Below are 16,761 nucleotides of genomic sequence, written 5' to 3'. Positions count from 1 at the left end.
TGCTGGCCCTCCTGTGTCTTTGCTTCTCTCAAGATAGGATCTCACAGTCCTCACGAAAAGGGCGGCCCGCTGCCGCAGGCCATAGCAACGACCAAACGGCGGGCACAATCTCCTGCAAAAGCGCTTGGAACGCAGGAACCAAACAGACCGGGACAGCGTTCTCCCAAGTGACGGGCATGAGACCGTGAACGGACTGTCCTGAAGGGCGTCCCAAGCATCTTTTCATGGCCTGTTCCGCCCGAGCGACCGGTTCCCCCACGCGAGCTCCGTTAAGTCCGAGGTTCGTGCCGGTTGGCTTCGGGTGGCCACAAGGCCCCTTGCTGAGCCCTTCACCCCGAGCGCTCCGCATATTGTGAAAGGACGATCCCATGAAAACGCTTGCCGATGCTTTCGAGCATACTCTTCAGGACATCTACTACGCGGAAAAAACCATGGCCAAGACCATGCCCAAATTGCAGGAAGCTGCAAACGGAAAGAAACTGAAGGATGCGATTGGCGAGCATCTGGAAGAAACGAAGGGCCAGGTCAAGGTTCTCGAAAAGGTCTTCAAGTCACTCGGCAAGAAGCCGGAAGGCGAGAAGTGCGATGCCATCGAAGGTCTCATCAAGGAAACCGACGGCATCATCAGCGAAGCGAGTGGCGCTGCAAAAAACGCCGCTCTCCTGGCCGCCTGCCAGGCTGTCGAGCATTATGAAATCGCCCGTTACGGCACGCTGCGCGAATGGGCCAAGGTGCTCGGACACGATGAGGCGCACGACCTTCTGACCGGCATTCTCGACCAGGAAAAGGCCGCAAACAGCAAGCTGACCAATCTTGCCGTTTCAACGATCAACGCGCAGTAACCGCTCTACATACCTTGCGCAAAGCGCCCTGACAGTCTGGCGCAAAACAAAGGCCGCAGGAAAGGGATTGCGCTTTCCCGCGGCCTTTTGATCTGATTGACGTTCGCAGAGGCAATCTGCCTCAGCTGGCCAGTTCCCGCGCGCGCTTGACGGCAGCGGCAACGGCCTTCGTCATCACCGGCTGCAGGCCATCGGCGTGCATCAACACGTCGAGCGCGGCGGCCGTCGTGCCGTTCGGGCTGGTGACGTTTTTTCTGAGAACGGAAGGATGTTCGCCGGACTGTTGCATCAGTTCGCCTGCTCCACAGACGGTGGCAACCGCCAGCTCCTGCGCAATCTCTTCCGGCAGGCCTGCCTGCCGTCCAGCTTCGCTCAACGCTTCGGCGAGAAAGAACACATAGGCAGGCCCTGATCCGCTGACACCTGTCACGAGATCGATCTGATCTTCGCTGTCGAGCCAGACGACCTTGCCAACCGACGACAGAAGCTTCGTGACGTCGTCCTTCGCTTGAGCAGAGACGGCCGGGGTCGGATAGACCGCCGTAATGCCGCGTTTGACCATGGCCGGTGTATTGGGCATGCAGCGGCAGATCGGCACCTTGCCGAAAAATGTCTCGAATTTGGAAACAGGCGTGCCGGCGGCAACCGACAGCACCAGCGTGTCGGACGCGACCGCGGTTTTGAGACCAGGCAGAACCTGATCCATCATCTGCGGTTTGACGGCGACCAGCACGATCCCGGCCGTCAGATCCTCCGGCACGGAGGTCACATGACGGATACCGTGTTTCTTGAGAAGGGCATCCATCTCTTCTGACAGATGCGGATCATTGACCACGATGGCGGCGGGGTCGATCCCCTCCGCCATCCAGCCGGATAACATTGCCCCGCCCATCTTGCCGGCTCCGACAAGAAGGAAAGGCCGTTCCTTTGAAAAGCTCATGCTTCTCCTGCAGTTTCAAACAAGGCCGTATTCAGCGCCTCGGCTGCCGAATGACCGGCCCAGACGACGAATTGAAAGGCTTGATAGAAACGTTCGCAGTTTTCAAGGGCATTTGTCAGCATTCCCTCGATCTGGGCCGAGGTTGCCTCCGCACCGCCGGCCAGAAGCAGCGACTGCCGGAACATCACCACGTTCTCCTTGTTCCAGAGATCGAAGTGGCCCATCCAGAGCTGCTCATTGACCAGTGCCAGCAGACGGACAACTTCCGTCTTGCGCAATTCGGTGACCTTGAGGTCGAAAGCACAGGCAAGATGAAGGGCTTCGACTTCCTCCATCCACGAGAAGGAGACGTGATAATCACACCAGCTCCCCTCAAGGGATATGGTGATCTCGTCCTCGTCCGACCTTTCGAACGTCCAGTCGTTCAACGCGGCGAACGTCTCTATGGTGTCAACGGGATTACCAGGTCGATCGAGTTCAATCTCGATGAGGCTCATGTGCCTACTCCCCTTCTGAGCCGGGGGCCGAGAACCCGATCACGATAACCGGGCGGGCCGCCGGGAAAAGTCCCATGCCGGAGGAGCAAAACGCGTCCTGTTACGGCCCTTTAGAAGGGAACCGGTTCCATCTTGCTCCGACGAATCCCTGTTATCTTTCAGTATAGGAGCAGGATTGATTTAAGCGATACATACCAATTGAGTGAAAAAAGCCGAAACTTGTGGACGACTCAGCGGTATTTTTCATCAAACTGCCCAAAATCAACGCAAAACTGCCGTGTTCAAGCGTCTTAGATCTGTCATCAACTTTGCACAGAAAACGCTCACATCGACGTCAGAAAGTCGCCTTAAGCGTCTCCAGACGCGGCAGAATCCGGATTTTCGAGTTTTGCGAGCCGCGATTCGAGTTCCTCGATCCGGTCCAGAGCGCGCACTGCCATCTCTTTGACCGCTTCATGCTCTTCGCGCGAAACCATGTCCATATCGGACAGAAAACGCTCTGCCTGAGCGCGGAAAGCGGTCTCGACCTCGCGGCGAGCGCCCTGGGCAACACCGGCGGCATCAGTCATCAGCTTGGCAAAATCATCGAGAATACGGTTCGGGCCTTGGGTCATCAGACCCTCCTTGATCGGAAACACATGTGATGACAGACAGGTATGAGGGAATGGCGGCAACTTCAAGGACCAATTCCGCCGCAGCCGAATTCACCTGCATTCGCCGCCGCCTTTCGGCGCGTGGTTCTCGCCAGCCGTGCGAACCTGTGTCGGCTTGACGGGACGGGCAAGATCGCGCAAGCGTTCAGCCCGAAATTCGCCCGCGCACCATCGGAAGGTTTTGCCGTGCCGCCAGTCCTGGTTATGCCCTTTCCCGCAATCGACCCTGTTCTTGTCGAATTCGGTCCCTTTGCCCTGCGCTGGTACGCGCTCGCCTATATCGTCGGTATTCTGCTGGCCTGGCGTTACATGCGCCTTCTGGTGGCCAACGACCGCCTGTGGGGCGGCGTCCCCCGCCCTGCACCGCTTGATATCGATGACTTCGTGCTCTGGGGCACGCTCGGCATCATCATAGGCGGCCGTCTTGGCTACGTGTTGTTTTACAATCCGGCCTATTACTTCGCCCACCCGGCCGAGGCGATCGCGATCTGGACAGGAGGCATGTCCTTTCATGGCGGCTTTACCGGCACGGTGATCGCGATGATCCTGTTTGCCTGGAAGCGTGGCCTGTCGCTCTGGACGCTGTTCGACCTTGCCGGTTGCGCAGCCCCCATCGGCCTCTTTTTCGGCCGGATTGCCAACTTCATCAATTCCGAACTCTGGGGCCGGCCAACGGACGTGCCCTGGGCGGTGGTGTTTCCCAATGGCGGGCCAGATCCCCGTCACCCGAGCCAGCTCTATGAAGCCGCACTCGAAGGCGTCGTGCTGTTTCTGGTGCTGATGGTGCTCAGCCGGCGCTTCAAGCTGCTGCAAAAGCCCGGTTTCCTTGCCGGTGCATTTGCCTTCGGTTACGGCATCGCGCGGTCTATTTCGGAACTCTACCGGGTTCCCGATGCCCAGATCGGCTATCTGACCGGCTTTCTCACCATGGGCATGCTGCTGTCCATTCCGATGATCCTGGCCGGATTGGCAACCATGATCTGGGCAGGTCGGCGCAGCTCCGGAGCAAGCGCGGCGTGACGGGACTGAAAGACAGGATCAAGACCCGGATCGAAACCGAAGGGCCTCTATCGGTCGCGCAATATATGTCCGTCTGCCTCGGCGACCCGGACGCCGGCTATTACATGACACGCGAGCCCTTCGGCAGCGAAGGCGATTTCATTACCGCACCTGAAGTCAGCCAGATGTTCGGCGAACTCATCGGGGCCAGCTGCCTGTCGGCATGGCAGGTGCTTGGTGAACCCGCGGAGTTTCAACTGGTCGAACTGGGGCCCGGACGCGGCACGCTGATGGCCGACCTCCTGCGCATGGCGTCCCTGCGCCCGGCCTTCCTCAAGGCAGCCCGGCTGAACCTGGTCGAGACAAGTCCGCGATTGAGAGACATGCAGACGGCGACGCTGGCGCGTGGCCCGTTGACACCGAATTTCCGCAACCGGTTCCAGGACGTTCCGGCCGGTCCGATGATCCTGGTTGCCAACGAGTTTTTCGACGCCCTGCCCATCCATCAGTCCGTCAAGACCGCCCGTGGCTGGCAGGAACGCCAGGTCGGCCTGTCGCAGGACGGAGAGCTGATGTTCGGCGTCGGCACTGCCCGCCTGCCGGATGACGCCATCCCCGCCGATCTTTCAACTGCCCCTGAAGGCGCGATCTTCGAAACCCAGCCCGCGGCCAATGCCATTGCCGAGGAGATCGGGCACCGGATTGCCGAAGACGGTGGCGCTGCGGTCTTTATCGACTATGGCTACCTGAAGACAGCCACGGGTGACACGCTGCAAGCGCTTTACAAGCACGCCTTTGACGATGTCCTCGCCCACCCGGGCGAAGCGGATCTGACGGCGCATGTCAATTTCGAGGCGCTGGCGGCAGCCGCCGTCCGGGCAGGCGCCCACGCGCTGCCACCGCTGACCCAGGGCGAATTTCTGCTGCGCTCGGGCCTTCTGGAACGGGCCGGCGCTCTCGGCGCGGGCAAGCCCCACGGGGAACAGGAAACAATCCGCGATGCCGTCGAACGACTGGCCGCTCCCGACCAGATGGGCGAACTTTTCAAGGTGTTGGCTGTGACCAACTCCGGAATATCGTTCCCCCCGTTTGACAGCGCGTCCTGAACACCCCAAGGATCAATCGCTGGCGTGGCGAATCCCCTCCGCACAGGAGCTCCTTATGAAAATAGAAGCAGACGTCTTGAAGCTGGACGGTATCCGGCACGGCTTCTTCACCCGCCAGGGGGGCGTCTCCGGCGGCATTTACGCCAGTCTCAACATTGGTCTTGGGTCGGACGATGATCGCGGCAGCGTTCTGGAAAACCGCGAGCGCGTTGCCGGCCAGCTTGGCATCGGTGCCGATCGCCTGGTCTCCCCGTATCAGATCCATTCCCCCGACGTGATCACTGTCTGCGCGCCCTTCGCGCCCGATGCGGACCGCAAGGCCGACGCGCTGGTCACGGCCACACCGGGCCTTGCCATCGGCATCGCGACGGCCGACTGCGGCCCGCTTCTGTTTGCAGACCCCAAGGCGGGTGTCATCGGCGCGGCCCATTCCGGCTGGAAAGGGGCTGTTACCGGCATCTTGCAGAATACGGTTGCCGCGATGGAGGCCCTTGGCGCGTCAAAAGGCAACATCACAGCGGTGCTCGGGCCGACGATTTCCCAAGGCGCTTACGAGGTCGGCCCGGAGTTCAAGGACCGGTTCCTTCAGGAGCATGCGGACAACACCCGCTATTTCACGCCTTCGGAACGCGCCCAGCATTTCATGTTCGATCTGCCAGCTTTCATTACCGACAAGCTTCAGGCTCTTGGACTGGGCGACGTCGCCGATCTGGCGCTGTGTACCTATGCCGACGAAGACCGCTTCTTCTCGTACCGCCGGACAACCCATCGCAAGGAGCCGGATTACGGCCGCCAGATCAGCGCGATTGCACTTCTCTAAGGAAAACCCATGGCACTTCATTTTTCCGATGCCGAGTTCGAAAGCCGCTTCGACAAGCTGAAGGCCGCCATGGAGGCGCAGAAGCTGGATGCCATGCTTCTGTTTGCCCAGGAGAGCATGTACTGGCTGACCGGCTACGACACGTTCGGCTTCTGCTTCTTCCAGTGCCTCGTGGTGACGAAGGATGGCCGCAAGGTGCTGCTCACGCGCTCGGCAGACGAACGCCAGGCCAAACACACCTCGAACATCGAGGACATTCGCATCTGGATCGACCGTGGCTCCGCAAGCCCTGTGCTGCAGCTAAAGGAACTGCTGTTCGACATGGACCTGCTCGGCTCAAAGCTGGGGGTCGAATATGACACCCAGGGCATGACCGGCAAGATCGCTCTGAAGCTGAACGAGGAACTTACCAGTTTTGCGGACGTCAGCGATGCCTCGCCCCTGATCCCCGAGCTTCGTGCGGTGAAAAGCGCCGAGGAAATCGTCTATGTGCGCAAAGCCTCGGAGCTCGCCGACAAGGCCTATTATGCCGCGATGGAGGAAATCCGCCCCGGAGCCGACGAAGGCCGCATCCTGGCAGCCATGCAGGGAGCCATTTTCGAAGGCGGCGGCGATTACCCCGGCAATGAGTTCATCATCGGCTCCGACCGCGATGCCCTGCTGTGCCGTTACAAGTCTGGCCGCAGGAACCTGTCCGAACAGGACCAGCTGACACTGGAATGGGCCGGCGCCTACCGCCACTACCACGCCGCGCTGATGCGCACGGTGGTGATCGGCACACCGACGGACCGGCACATGGAAATGTACACCGCCGCACGAGAAGCACTGGCCGCCGTGGAAACACAGCTCGTACCAGGCAGAAGCTTCGGCGATGTTTTCGACGCCCATGCCGAACGCGTGGACGCCCATGGCCTGATGCCGCACCGGCTGAATGCCTGCGGCTATTCCCTGGGGGCCCGCTTCACGCCAAGCTGGATGGACATGCCCATGGCCTACCGCGCCAACCCGGCGGAAGTGAAGCCCGGCATGGTTATCTTCATGCACATGATCCTCATGGATTCGAACTCTGGAACCGCCATGACCCTCGGCCAGACCTATCTGACCACGGCCGGAGCGCCGGAGTGCTTGTCCAAGCTGCCTCTCGACCTGCCGGTCAAGTCAGGCTAAACCAGTTTCAACATTGTGGCCCGGTTCGCGTTTCGCGTTTCCGGCAGGGCCGCTGCCACGACGATATCGACCGCGAGAGCCAAGCGTCTCCATGACAGACATGACAACTCAACCATCCCTTTCTTCCCGGCGCCTGCTGGCGGTTTTTCTGCTCGGAGCCGGACTTGCCGCCTGTCAGGCCGCTCCCCAGCCTCCCACTCCGATCTCGACCACCGTGACCGCACCGACAATCGCCGGTCAGGCGGCTCAGGACGAGGGTGTCACTTTCGCGTTCGAACCGTTCACCGGGGCACCGGGCAACATTGCCGATGATCTTTCGGAATTGATCGGCGCCGAAGCCCGCAAACAGGGCATCACGCTGGTGCGCCGTGTCGGCGCGTCCGCCACCTACCGGGTCAACGGCTATCTGGCGGCAACAGGACAACCCTCCAACGGCACCGTGTTCTACGTTTTCGACATTGTCGACAGTAGCGGCCGCCGCGTGAAGCGAATCTCTGGAACGGAAGATACGGGCGGAGCGTCCGGTGACCCGTGGCAGTCGGTCAGCTCGGGCACCCTGTCGCGCATTGCCAATCGCTCAATGGTGGAAATCCAGGCCTGGCTCAACCGATAATGAAATGCTTTTCCGGATAATTCCGGCGTGGCGTCATAAAAAATAAAAAAAAGCGGGCGTCAGACGACAAGGCCTGTTGTGGTCCGGTTGCTTGGTTGTTACAACGCCGCCGCCTGCCGAGGGTTTCCGAGCGAGGCTCCCGGCACCCGGCACATGACTTAAGACCTATGCCTTTCCGCGTGTTTGCAAGGCTACCCCGGCCAGCAAACCCGCCGTCGCACCAGAAGGACTTGCGGCTCATGAAGATCGTCGCGGGCAATTCCAACCGAGCCCTGGCTGAGGAAATTTCCAAGTACCTGGATGCCCCTCTCGCCAAATGCCAGGTCCGGCGGTTTGCCGACCAGGAAATCTTCGTAGAAATCCAGGAAAACGTACGCGGCGAAGATGTTTTCGTCGTCCAGCCGACCAGCTACCCGGCAAACGACCACCTGATGGAGCTGCTCATCATCATCGATGCGCTCCGCCGGTCCTCTGCCCGCCGTATCACCGCGGTCATTCCCTATTTCGGCTACGCCCGGCAGGACCGCCGCGCCTCCGGTCGAACCCCGATCTCGGCAAAGCTGGTGGCCAATCTGATCACCGAAGCCGGTGCAGACCGCATTCTAACCCTGGATCTCCACGCCGGACAGATCCAGGGTTTTTTCGATATCCCGACGGACAACCTGTTCGCCGCTCCCGTCATGACCCGCGACATCAAGGAACGCTACGCGACCGACAATGTCATGGTCGTCTCTCCGGACGTCGGTGGCGTGGTTCGCGCCCGCGCGCTTGCCAAGCGTATCGAGGCCCCGCTCTCCATCGTCGACAAGCGCCGCGACAAGCCTGGGGAATCGGAAGTCATGAACATCATCGGTGATGTCAAAGGCTACGACTGCATCCTGGTCGACGACATCGTCGACAGTGGCGGAACGCTCTGCAACGCAGCCGAAGCTCTTCTGGCCAAGGGCGCACAGTCGGTAACGGCCTATATCACCCACGGCGTTCTGTCCGGCGGTGCGGTCGCCCGCGTGGCTTCCTCAAAGCTGAAAGAGCTGGTCATCACCAACTCCATCGAACCGACCGCCGCCATTACGGCTGCCGCCAACATCCGCGCCATCTCGATTGCCCCGCTGATCGGCGAAGCCATCAACCGCACGGCCCTGGAAAAATCGGTATCCAGCCTGTTCAGCTAATCCGGCTGACGGTAGGCACAAAAAACGCCCGGCCTTGCGGCCGGGCGTTTTTGTTTCAGCCAAGGTTGGGATCAGGCCGCAGCAACCGCGGCCAGGAACCGATCCACCGTTTCCCGCAGCGCATTGGCGTGATTGTTGACATCCGTCGAGGCAGACAGCACCTGCCCTGCGGAAGAGCTCGTCACCAGTGTCTTTTTGGAGATGGTCTCGACCGTGCGCGCAACCTCCTGCGTGCCCTTCGCCGCCTCCTGAACATTGCCGGAAATCTCGTTGGTTGCCGCACCCTGCTGCTCGACAGCAGAGGCAATCGATCCGGTGTATTCGTCGACCTGGCTCATCGTTTCTGTAATCCCGGCGATTGCCGACACGGCATCCTTCGTGGCGGCCTGCACCTCGGCAATCTGCCCCTCGATTTCTTCCGTTGCCTTTGCGGTCTGCGTTGCAAGCTCTTTCACTTCGGAAGCCACAACCGCGAACCCGCGCCCTGCATCTCCGGCCCGCGCGGCTTCGATCGTCGCATTCAGCGCCAGAAGATTGGTTTGTTCCGCAATGGCGGAAATGAGGTTCACGACGTCCCCGATCCGCTGCGCGGCTTCAGCAAGGCCTTCGATTTTGGCGTTGGTGTCAACTGCCGCTTTGGACGCGTCGCGAACGATCTCCGTCGTCGACAAGACCTGCCGGCGGATTTCCTGGATGGACGCCGACAATTCCTCTGAAGCGGATGCAACAGTCTGGACGTTCGTTGAGGCCGCTTCCGAAGTTTTCGACGCGGTCGAGGCGTCGCTTGCGGTCTCGTCGGCAACGCCGTTCAACTCCTCCGCCGCCAGCCTCATCTGTTCGCTGTTGCTGTGAACCGAATTCAGCATATCCGTCACTTCGGACCTGAAATCGGAAATGAGCCGGGTCGTAGCCTCTGCCTGCCTCTCCCGGGCAGCCGCAGATTCATGCTGCTCGGCTTCAAGCCTGTCGCGGGAAATTGCGTTTTCGCGGAAGACCGCAACTGTTTCCGCCATATCGGAAATTTCGTCCGAGGCAGATTGTGACGGCACTTCCACGGCCGTATCGCCACCGGCGAGCCTGTTCATCACGGACCCCAGACGGGTAATGCGACCGGAGAGGCTTTTTGCCATCAGAAGTCCGACGACGCCGGCCGTGAATGCACAGGCGAGAGAGATGCCCAGGATCCAGACCTTGAGCGAAGTCAGGGGAGCCAGCACTTCGTCGGCGTCCTGAACAACGACAAGCGTGTATTTGTTGCCAAGCGCCGTGACAGGCATCATCGCCGCGAACACATCCCCGGTGTGATAGCCCGGCAGACGCTTGAAGGCCGCCTCGCCGTCCATCACCGACATCACTTCGGGTGCCGCGAAAGCATCGCTGAGCATTTCGTCCGCATCGGCCGTGCGCTTGCTGTCGCTCACAGCCAACCCGGCTTCATTGACGAGAAAGATATTGCCGGTTTCCCCGAGGCCGGCATAGTTGCCGAGCAGGGATTCGATCTTGCTTATCGGAGTTTCGTAGGCAACCGCACCGATGGTCTTGGATCCCACCTTCACCGGCGCGACCCAGAACCCGGTCGCAGCGCCGTCCCTGCCAGCATATTGAACAGGATCGAAGCCCAGAAGCGTATCCTCGCCACCGGAAACAATCTGCTCGAAAGCAACAGCCAGCGGCGTCTGAGACCAGGCCGGGTCCCTGAGATTGACACCAAAATCCGAATGCTTGCGGGCTGTGTAGATCACATCCCCTGCAAGGTTGATCAGCAAAATGTCCGGATGGTCGTTGGCGTCGGCATAGTCCCTGAGCGCCGTGTGATGTTTGGCATGCACCTTGTCATAGGGCTTGCGGCCTGCCTTGACGAGCTGATCCCTTTCCTCGAGCGGATGCGGGTTGTCCGTCACGTAGATCTTGGTCAGGGTTGCGGAGGCCTTGTCCTTGTATTTCGCCCAGGCACCGTCGAAACCGCTATATGCGGACCGAAGCGCCTGACCGTTCAGGTGCCCGCCGATTGTCAGTTCCTTGCTGCGGTAAAACTCCAGCAGGCTGTCCCGGCGGCTCTCCGCCAGCGCCATCAGTCGCTGCTCCGCCTGACCACGCACCGTATTGGCTCCGGAGACATAACTTGCGATACCGACGCCTCCTGAACAAAGAAGTGCGATACCGAGGACGAGAGCTGGAAGCTTTACGGATACTTTCAAGGTTTCCCCCCGGAAGATGCGGGAAGGTTCACCCTTCCCGCCGGTTCTTGCTTGTTAGTGCCAGGACGTCAGCGTCAGAGCCGGTACCTGCCTGTTAGAGATTGTCGACGTTCACGCCAAAGGTCACTGCGCCGATAACTGCGCCGCTGTCGGGATCGAGAACGGGGACGCTTACCTGGCTCTGCAGCGTTTGCGTGCTGTCATCCTGCTCCAGCTCGCTGATATGAACAGCGCCTTTGCCGGCGAGAAATGTTTCCTGCCACTTTGCTTCGTCACCCTGCCAGAAATCTGACGTGACATCGCTCTGGCCCACGTTGAGCCCCTTGGCATCCATGACGAAAATTTCGGTAAAAAGCCCGCCGCTCGCTTCCTGAACGTCCGACAGATAGACGGAAAGCGGTTTGTCCAGCACTTCATCGATCATCGGCTGATCAACGGCATCGGCTTCCTCACGCCATTTGCCGTCCAGTTCATCGATTTTCGCCTGATCGTAGGAGCCGGTAACACCATTTTGCTCCTTGACCGCCGAGACGACCTCCCCGGCGGAGGCGATTTCAGCGATCTTTCCAGCTGCCAGGTCTTTCAACTCGCTGTCAAATTCATTCGCGCCGGCGCTGCCGGTAAGCAAAAAGAAGACTGCGGCTGTTCGAACAAGATGTTTCATCATTCACTCCCATAAATTTGTAAGAAGAATAATCAAACATCGGAATTAAAATAGTATTTAAAGCAATAAAGAATTCCATGAAAAGAAATAGTTATATCTATATAGAATTAACATCTGTCATTTATACCAATGAAGAGTCAGAGAAATTCAGAAAACGCTTTATTTTATACTACCACTGATAACATAAATTCAAAAAGCACCAGTAAGTAGATCACTCAGACATAGGCCCTCGAAACCAGGCAACAGTGCCCCATTGCATTCGAGGCCTAAGCACATCGGATAGCCGGGTTCCGGGCAAAAAATTTTCCCATTTGTTCAAAAAATTTGCCGCAGACACCCCTGCTCAGCTTGTAGGCACGCACCTTTTGTGGTCATCTAATCGCGCATAAGGTCTTTCCAGGGGTTTTCAGATGCTCACTTCCAAACCATTTTCCAGGGCCCGCAGGGCCATGCTGACGGCCGCCCTGGCTGTCACAGTCACTGCGGGACTGTCCGTTCCCTCCGCAATGGCGGCAGACCCGGTCAAGGTCGCCGCGATCTACACCGTTCCCGTTGAACAGCAGTGGGTCAGCCGTATCGACAAGGCGCTGAAAGCTGCACAGGAACGCGGCGAGATCACCTACACCTTCTCCGAAAACGTCGCCAATACCGACTATGAGCGCGTCATGCGCGAATATGCCGAACAGGGCATGGACCTGGTGGTAGGCGAAGCCTTCGCCGTCGAGCGCGCCGCCCGCAAGGTAGCTGCCGAATATCCGGACACGGCGTTCCTGATGGGATCGTCCTTCGGACCGGCCAAACCGAACTTCAGTGTTTTCGACAACTGGATTCACGAGCCGAGCTATCTCTCCGGCATGATTGCCGGCGCCACCACCAAGTCGAACGTCATCGGCATGGTCGGCGGCTACGCCATTCCGGAAGTTAACCGGCTGATGAATGCCTTCATGGAAGGCGCGACAGCCGTCAATCCGGACGTGAAGTTCCTCGTGACCTTCATCAACTCCTGGTACGATCCGCCCAAGGCCAAGGAAGCTGCCTTTGCGATGATCGACAAGGGCGCCGACATTCTCTATGCCGAGCGTTTCGGCGTGTCGGATGCTGCCAAGGAAAAGGGCGTTCTGGCCATCGGCAACGTGATCGACACCGCGGGTGATTATCCGGGCACGATCCTGTCCTCCGCGCTGTGGCACATGGAGCCGACGATCGACAAGGCCATCGAGATGGTTGCCAGCGGTACGTTTGAGCCGGCCGATTTCGGTCCCTACAGCTTCATGTCCTATGGTGGTGGCAGCTTCGTCGTCGACGAAAGCCTTGCTCCGGCCGACGCGGTTGCGGCGGCAAAGGCCAAGGAGCAGGAAATCCTCGACGGCCTGTTCCGCGTCAATGTGAACGACAGCGAACCGAAATCCACCATGTAGGCTTTCGCTCAAGACACCCGGCGGTCACAATGACCGCCGGCGTATCCCGGCCGCGAGGGTCAAGCGCGGCACTCATTCTTTTTCCGGGAGGGGGCTCCTATGGCAGGTCTGGCACAGGACGCTGGCGTCGTGCTGCGATTGGACGGTATTACCAAGCGCTTCGGTGCGCTGACGGCCAATGGCGACGTATCGCTCGACTTGAAGCGCGGCGAGATCCTCGCCCTTCTGGGCGAAAACGGCGCCGGCAAGACCACCTTGATGAACATCCTCTTCGGGCATTATGTCGCTGATGAAGGCCGGGTCATGGTCTCGCCGGACGGAACCGGCCTGAGCGAACTGGAACCGGGCTCGCCGCATGCCGCGTTGCAGGCCGGCATCGGCATGGTGCATCAGCATTTCACACTTGCGGAGAACCTGAGCGCCCTCGACAACATCCTGCTGGGCACGGAACGGTTGGCCGCGCTTTCCTCCTCCCGCGCGCCGGCCCGCCGGAAGCTGGAAGAGCTGATGGCCCGCTCCGGCCTGACGGTTTCCCTTGATGCCCGCATTTCCCAGCTTTCCGTCGGCGAGAAGCAGCGGGTTGAAATCCTGAAGGCGCTTTACCGCGATGCCCGTGTGCTGGTTCTGGACGAACCGACCGCGGTGCTGACACCCCAGGAATCGGACACCCTGTTCGCTACCTTGAAAAAGCTGTCTGACGATGGCCTCGGCATCATCTTCATTTCCCACAAGCTGGCCGAAGTCCTTGCCTCCTCGCACCGGGTCGCGGTGCTGCGCGGAGGCCGAAAGGTGGCGGATCTGCCGACAGCCGAATGCGACCGGCGCAAGCTGGCCGAATTGATGGTGGGCCATGCCATTGTCGAGACCATGCGCTCACCCGGCACACCGGGCGCACCGTTGTTCGTTCTGGAGAAGGCCTCCGCCGGACAGGGCCGCGATGCCCTGCGCGAGGTTGACCTCACGCTGAAATCCGGCGAGATCCTCGGGATCGCCGGCGTCTCCGGCAACGGCCAGACAACGCTTGCCCGTGTCATTTCCGGACTGGAACCGCTCAGCAGTGGATCCATGACACTGGAAGGCAAGGGTGTCGGCCAGACCAGTGCCCGAACCATGATCGACAGCGGCCTTGCCCGCATTCCCGAAGACCGCCATCACGACGGCATCGTCGGGGCGATGAGCGTTTCGGAAAACCTGGCGATCGAAGCCATCCGCAAGCCGGAAAACCAGCGCCTCGGCCTGCTGCGGTTTTCCGCCATGCGGGAACGGGCCCGCAATCTGATCAAGGCCTACGACATCCGCTGCCAGAGTGAAGACAGCCCGGCGCGGCTACTGTCCGGTGGCAACATCCAGAAGATCGTGCTGGCCAGAACCCTGGAAACCGTTCCCAAGGTCGTATTGGCCGCCCAGCCCTCGCGCGGGCTCGATGTCGGCGCGACGTCCGATGTTCACAAACGCCTGCTGGCCGCCCGCGACCGCGGCGCCGGTGTCATCCTGATTTCAGAGGATCTCGACGAACTCATGCGCCTTTCCGACAGGATCGCCGTGATCCACCGCGGACATCTGTCCGAAGCGGAAGCCAGCGAAACGCTGGACCGTGGCTCCCTCGGCCTCAGGATGGCCGGTCACTCCACGGAGGACGCAGCATGATCCGCTTCGAGCCGCGCGGGCCGTCGTCCGTTTCCCGAATGCTGGGCGTATCGATTGCCGCTGCCCTGGCAGCCCTGCTGCTTGCCGCCATCCCGATGGCCTTTGCCGGCTTGTCGGTGTTCGAAGGCTACAGCCTGATGGTCAAGGGCGCCTTCGGCTCGCTCTTTGCCTTCACCGAAATGCTGACAAGGGCAACACCGCTGATCCTCACAGGCCTGGCGGCTGCCGTCGCCTTTCGTGCCAAGCTCTGGAACATCGGCGCGGAGGGCCAGCTTTATGCAGGCGCTCTGGCGGCCGTTGCCGTCGGCACCGGTGTCATTTCCGCACCGCCCTACATCCTCATTCCCCTGGTGGTTCTTGCCGGCGCACTGGCCGGCGGGCTTGTCATGCTTGGCCCGACCCTTCTGAAAACCCGGCTGGGCGTCGATGAAGTGGTCACAACCTTGCTGCTGAATTTCATCATCCTGCTTTTCGTGCAGATGATGCTGGAAGGGCCGATGAAAGATCCGATGGGCATGGGCTGGCCGCAGTCCGAGCCCATTCTCGACGCAGCCGCCCTGCCCAAGCTGATGGACCGGATGCGCATTCACTGGGGTCTTGTCATTGCCCTTGTCTCGTCGCTCGGTGTCTATTTCCTGCTGAAACGCACCATCTGGGGCTTCGAAATCCGCGCTGTCGGCGAAAATGCCGCCGCGGCCCGCCATGCCGGCATTCCGGTCACCGCCACCTTCATTCGCGTCGGTCTTCTGTCCGGTGCGCTGGCAGGCCTTGCGGGCGTCGGGGAAGTTGCCGGCCTGAAAGGTTACCTGACCGCCGATCTTTCACCCGGGTTTGGCTATTCCGGCATTGTCGTCGCCATGCTCGCCGGGCTGTCGCCGGCCGGTGTCGTTCTGGCAGCTCTCTTCATCGCCAGCATCTTTGTGGGCGCCGATTCCATGTCCCGCGCCACCGGTGTTTCCAACTACCTGGCGGACCTGATCGTCGCCATGGCCCTTCTGTGCGTTCTTGTCTCCGGGCTGTTCCTGCGCTTCAAGATCCGCTTCGTCGGCAGCCAGACCAACAAGGAGGCGGCAGAATGACCGATATCCTCGACATTCTCATCTCCGCCAACTTCTGGGCCGCTGCACTGCGCATCGCGACCCCGCTGATCTTCGGCGTCATCGGCGCCCTGGTGTGCGAACGCGCGGGCGTCCTCAATCTCGGCATCGAAGGCATCTTCACGGCCGGTGCCATGGCCGGCTGGATGGCGGTGTGGCTCGGTGCGGGCCTGTGGGGCGGCGTTCTTGTGGCCGCGATGGCGGGCGCCTTCTTTGGGCTCATCCACGCGATCCTGACCGTGCCGCTCGGGCTCTCCCAGCACGTCTCGGGCATTGGCGTGACGCTGTTTGCCACGTCACTCAGTTATTTCATCTACCGGACGGCGCTACCGGATGTGTCCTCCCCACCCCGGATCGAAGCCTTCAAGCCGCTCGACATTCCCGGCCTGAGCGATCTGCCGTTCCTCGGCCCTGCCCTGTTTCAGCAGACACCACTGACCTTCCTCGCCCTGCTGCTGGTTGCGATCACCGCCTATGTGCTCTACCGAACCCCGCTCGGCCTGGCCATTCAGGCCGTTGGCGACAATCCGGCGGCGGTGGAATCGCAAGGGCTTTCCGTCTATGCGATCCGCATCGGCACGGTGGTTGCGGGCTCCGCGATCATGGCGCTCGGCGGCGCATTCCTGACCATGTCGGCCTTCGACGCGTTTTTCTTCGGCATGGTCAACGGACGTGGCTGGATCTGCATCGCGCTGACGGTGTTCGCCTCCTGGCGGCCCGGCAAGGCCCTGATCGGCGCCCTCCTCTTCGGCGCGTTCGATGCCTTCCAGGTTCGACTTCAAACCGAGGTCGGCAGCTTCATTCCGGGTCAGCTCTTCCTGATGATGCCGTATCTGCTTTCCATCGCCGCACTGATTGTCGTTGCCCGCCGGGCAGACTATCCAAGAGCCCTTCTTGTGCCCTACTTCCGTGGCCAACGCTGAGACAG

Annotated in this window: 16 protein-coding genes; 11 read left to right on the top strand and 5 right to left on the bottom strand. The window is 60.4% G+C overall.

Translation table 11 applies throughout. The features are described 5' to 3' along the window. The first annotated feature begins 368 nt into the window (after window positions 1–368). Window positions 369–842, top strand: a complete 474-nt coding sequence (locus FMN63_RS19325; protein WP_148585816.1) for a YciE/YciF ferroxidase family protein — start codon at window positions 369–371, stop codon at window positions 840–842. A 121-nt stretch (window positions 843–963) separates the two neighbouring features. Here the strand turns inward: FMN63_RS19325 and proC are convergent, their stop codons facing one another. The 3 genes from proC to FMN63_RS19310 form a co-directional block, all read right to left on the bottom strand. Beyond that, window positions 964–1,782, bottom strand: a complete 819-nt coding sequence (proC, locus tag FMN63_RS19320; protein WP_148585815.1) for a pyrroline-5-carboxylate reductase — start codon at window positions 1,780–1,782, stop codon at window positions 964–966. Beyond that, window positions 1,779–2,279: a type III secretion system chaperone family protein gene (locus FMN63_RS19315; protein WP_148585814.1), complete on the bottom strand. Its 501-nt coding sequence runs from the start codon at window positions 2,277–2,279 to the stop codon at window positions 1,779–1,781. Before FMN63_RS19315 ends, proC begins: the two co-directional genes overlap by 4 nt. Window positions 2,280–2,626: 347 nt before the next feature. Further along, entirely contained in the window at window positions 2,627–2,893 is a 267-nt protein-coding gene (locus FMN63_RS19310; RefSeq protein ID WP_148585813.1) for an accessory factor UbiK family protein, read from the bottom strand. 243 nt (window positions 2,894–3,136) lie between these two features. Here FMN63_RS19310 and lgt point away from each other — a divergent pair, with 243 nt between their 5' ends. The 6 genes from lgt (at window position 3,137) to FMN63_RS19280 (ending at window position 8,809) form a co-directional block, all read left to right on the top strand. Continuing rightward, entirely contained in the window at window positions 3,137–3,952 is an 816-nt protein-coding gene (gene lgt, locus FMN63_RS19305; protein WP_148587253.1) for a prolipoprotein diacylglyceryl transferase, read from the top strand. Continuing rightward, window positions 3,949–5,037, top strand: a complete 1,089-nt coding sequence (locus FMN63_RS19300) for a class I SAM-dependent methyltransferase (protein ID WP_148585812.1) — start codon at window positions 3,949–3,951, stop codon at window positions 5,035–5,037. Before lgt ends, FMN63_RS19300 begins: the two co-directional genes overlap by 4 nt. Before the next feature lie 55 nt (window positions 5,038–5,092). Continuing rightward, window positions 5,093–5,857, top strand: coding sequence for a peptidoglycan editing factor PgeF (gene pgeF, locus FMN63_RS19295; protein WP_148585811.1), 765 nt, complete (start codon window positions 5,093–5,095; stop codon window positions 5,855–5,857). Window positions 5,858–5,866: 9 nt separating this feature from the next. Further along, window positions 5,867–7,024 carry a M24 family metallopeptidase gene (locus tag FMN63_RS19290; protein WP_148585810.1) on the top strand — a complete coding sequence of 386 codons (1,158 nt, stop codon included), beginning with the start codon at window positions 5,867–5,869 and terminating at the stop codon, window positions 7,022–7,024. 91 nt (window positions 7,025–7,115) lie between these two features. Continuing rightward, on the top strand, window positions 7,116–7,637 hold the full coding sequence (locus FMN63_RS19285; protein ID WP_148585809.1) for a hypothetical protein: 522 nt from the start codon (window positions 7,116–7,118) through the stop codon (window positions 7,635–7,637). A gap of 239 nt (window positions 7,638–7,876) precedes the next feature. Continuing rightward, complete coding sequence (locus FMN63_RS19280) at window positions 7,877–8,809, top strand: ribose-phosphate pyrophosphokinase (protein ID WP_148585808.1); 933 nt, start codon at window positions 7,877–7,879, stop codon at window positions 8,807–8,809. Window positions 8,810–8,880: 71 nt separating this feature from the next. Here the strand turns inward: FMN63_RS19280 and FMN63_RS19275 are convergent, their stop codons facing one another. Next, entirely contained in the window at window positions 8,881–11,007 is a 2,127-nt protein-coding gene (locus tag FMN63_RS19275; RefSeq protein WP_148585807.1) for a methyl-accepting chemotaxis protein, read from the bottom strand. A gap of 94 nt (window positions 11,008–11,101) precedes the next feature. Continuing rightward, window positions 11,102–11,671, bottom strand: coding sequence for a PDC sensor domain-containing protein (locus FMN63_RS19270; protein ID WP_209001243.1), 570 nt, complete (start codon window positions 11,669–11,671; stop codon window positions 11,102–11,104). A 410-nt stretch (window positions 11,672–12,081) separates the two neighbouring features. Here FMN63_RS19270 and FMN63_RS19265 point away from each other — a divergent pair, with 410 nt between their 5' ends. The 4 genes from FMN63_RS19265 to FMN63_RS19250 all read left to right on the top strand — a co-directional run bounded on the left by FMN63_RS19265 (window position 12,082) and on the right by FMN63_RS19250 (window position 16,756). Then, a complete protein-coding gene (locus FMN63_RS19265) occupies window positions 12,082–13,089 on the top strand; it encodes a BMP family protein (protein WP_162855068.1) in 1,008 nt (335 codons plus the stop codon). 99 nt (window positions 13,090–13,188) lie between these two features. Further along, window positions 13,189–14,736, top strand: a complete 1,548-nt coding sequence (locus FMN63_RS19260; RefSeq protein ID WP_148585805.1) for an ABC transporter ATP-binding protein — start codon at window positions 13,189–13,191, stop codon at window positions 14,734–14,736. Then, window positions 14,733–15,815, top strand: coding sequence for an ABC transporter permease (locus tag FMN63_RS19255; protein WP_148585804.1), 1,083 nt, complete (start codon window positions 14,733–14,735; stop codon window positions 15,813–15,815). Before FMN63_RS19260 ends, FMN63_RS19255 begins: the two co-directional genes overlap by 4 nt. Next, the gene (locus tag FMN63_RS19250; RefSeq protein WP_148585803.1) at window positions 15,812–16,756 is read left to right on the top strand and encodes an ABC transporter permease; all 945 of its coding nucleotides are present in this window, start codon (window positions 15,812–15,814) and stop codon (window positions 16,754–16,756) included. The genes FMN63_RS19255 and FMN63_RS19250 overlap by 4 nt, the downstream gene beginning before the upstream one ends. The last annotated feature ends 5 nt before the right edge of the window (window positions 16,757–16,761 follow it).

It is taken from the genome of Stappia sp. BW2 (assembly GCF_008107695.1).
GTDB lineage: Bacteria > Pseudomonadota > Alphaproteobacteria > Rhizobiales > Stappiaceae > Roseibium.
Note: the sequence above shows the minus strand (reverse complement) of the source record. Positions and strands in the feature narration are given on the sequence as shown.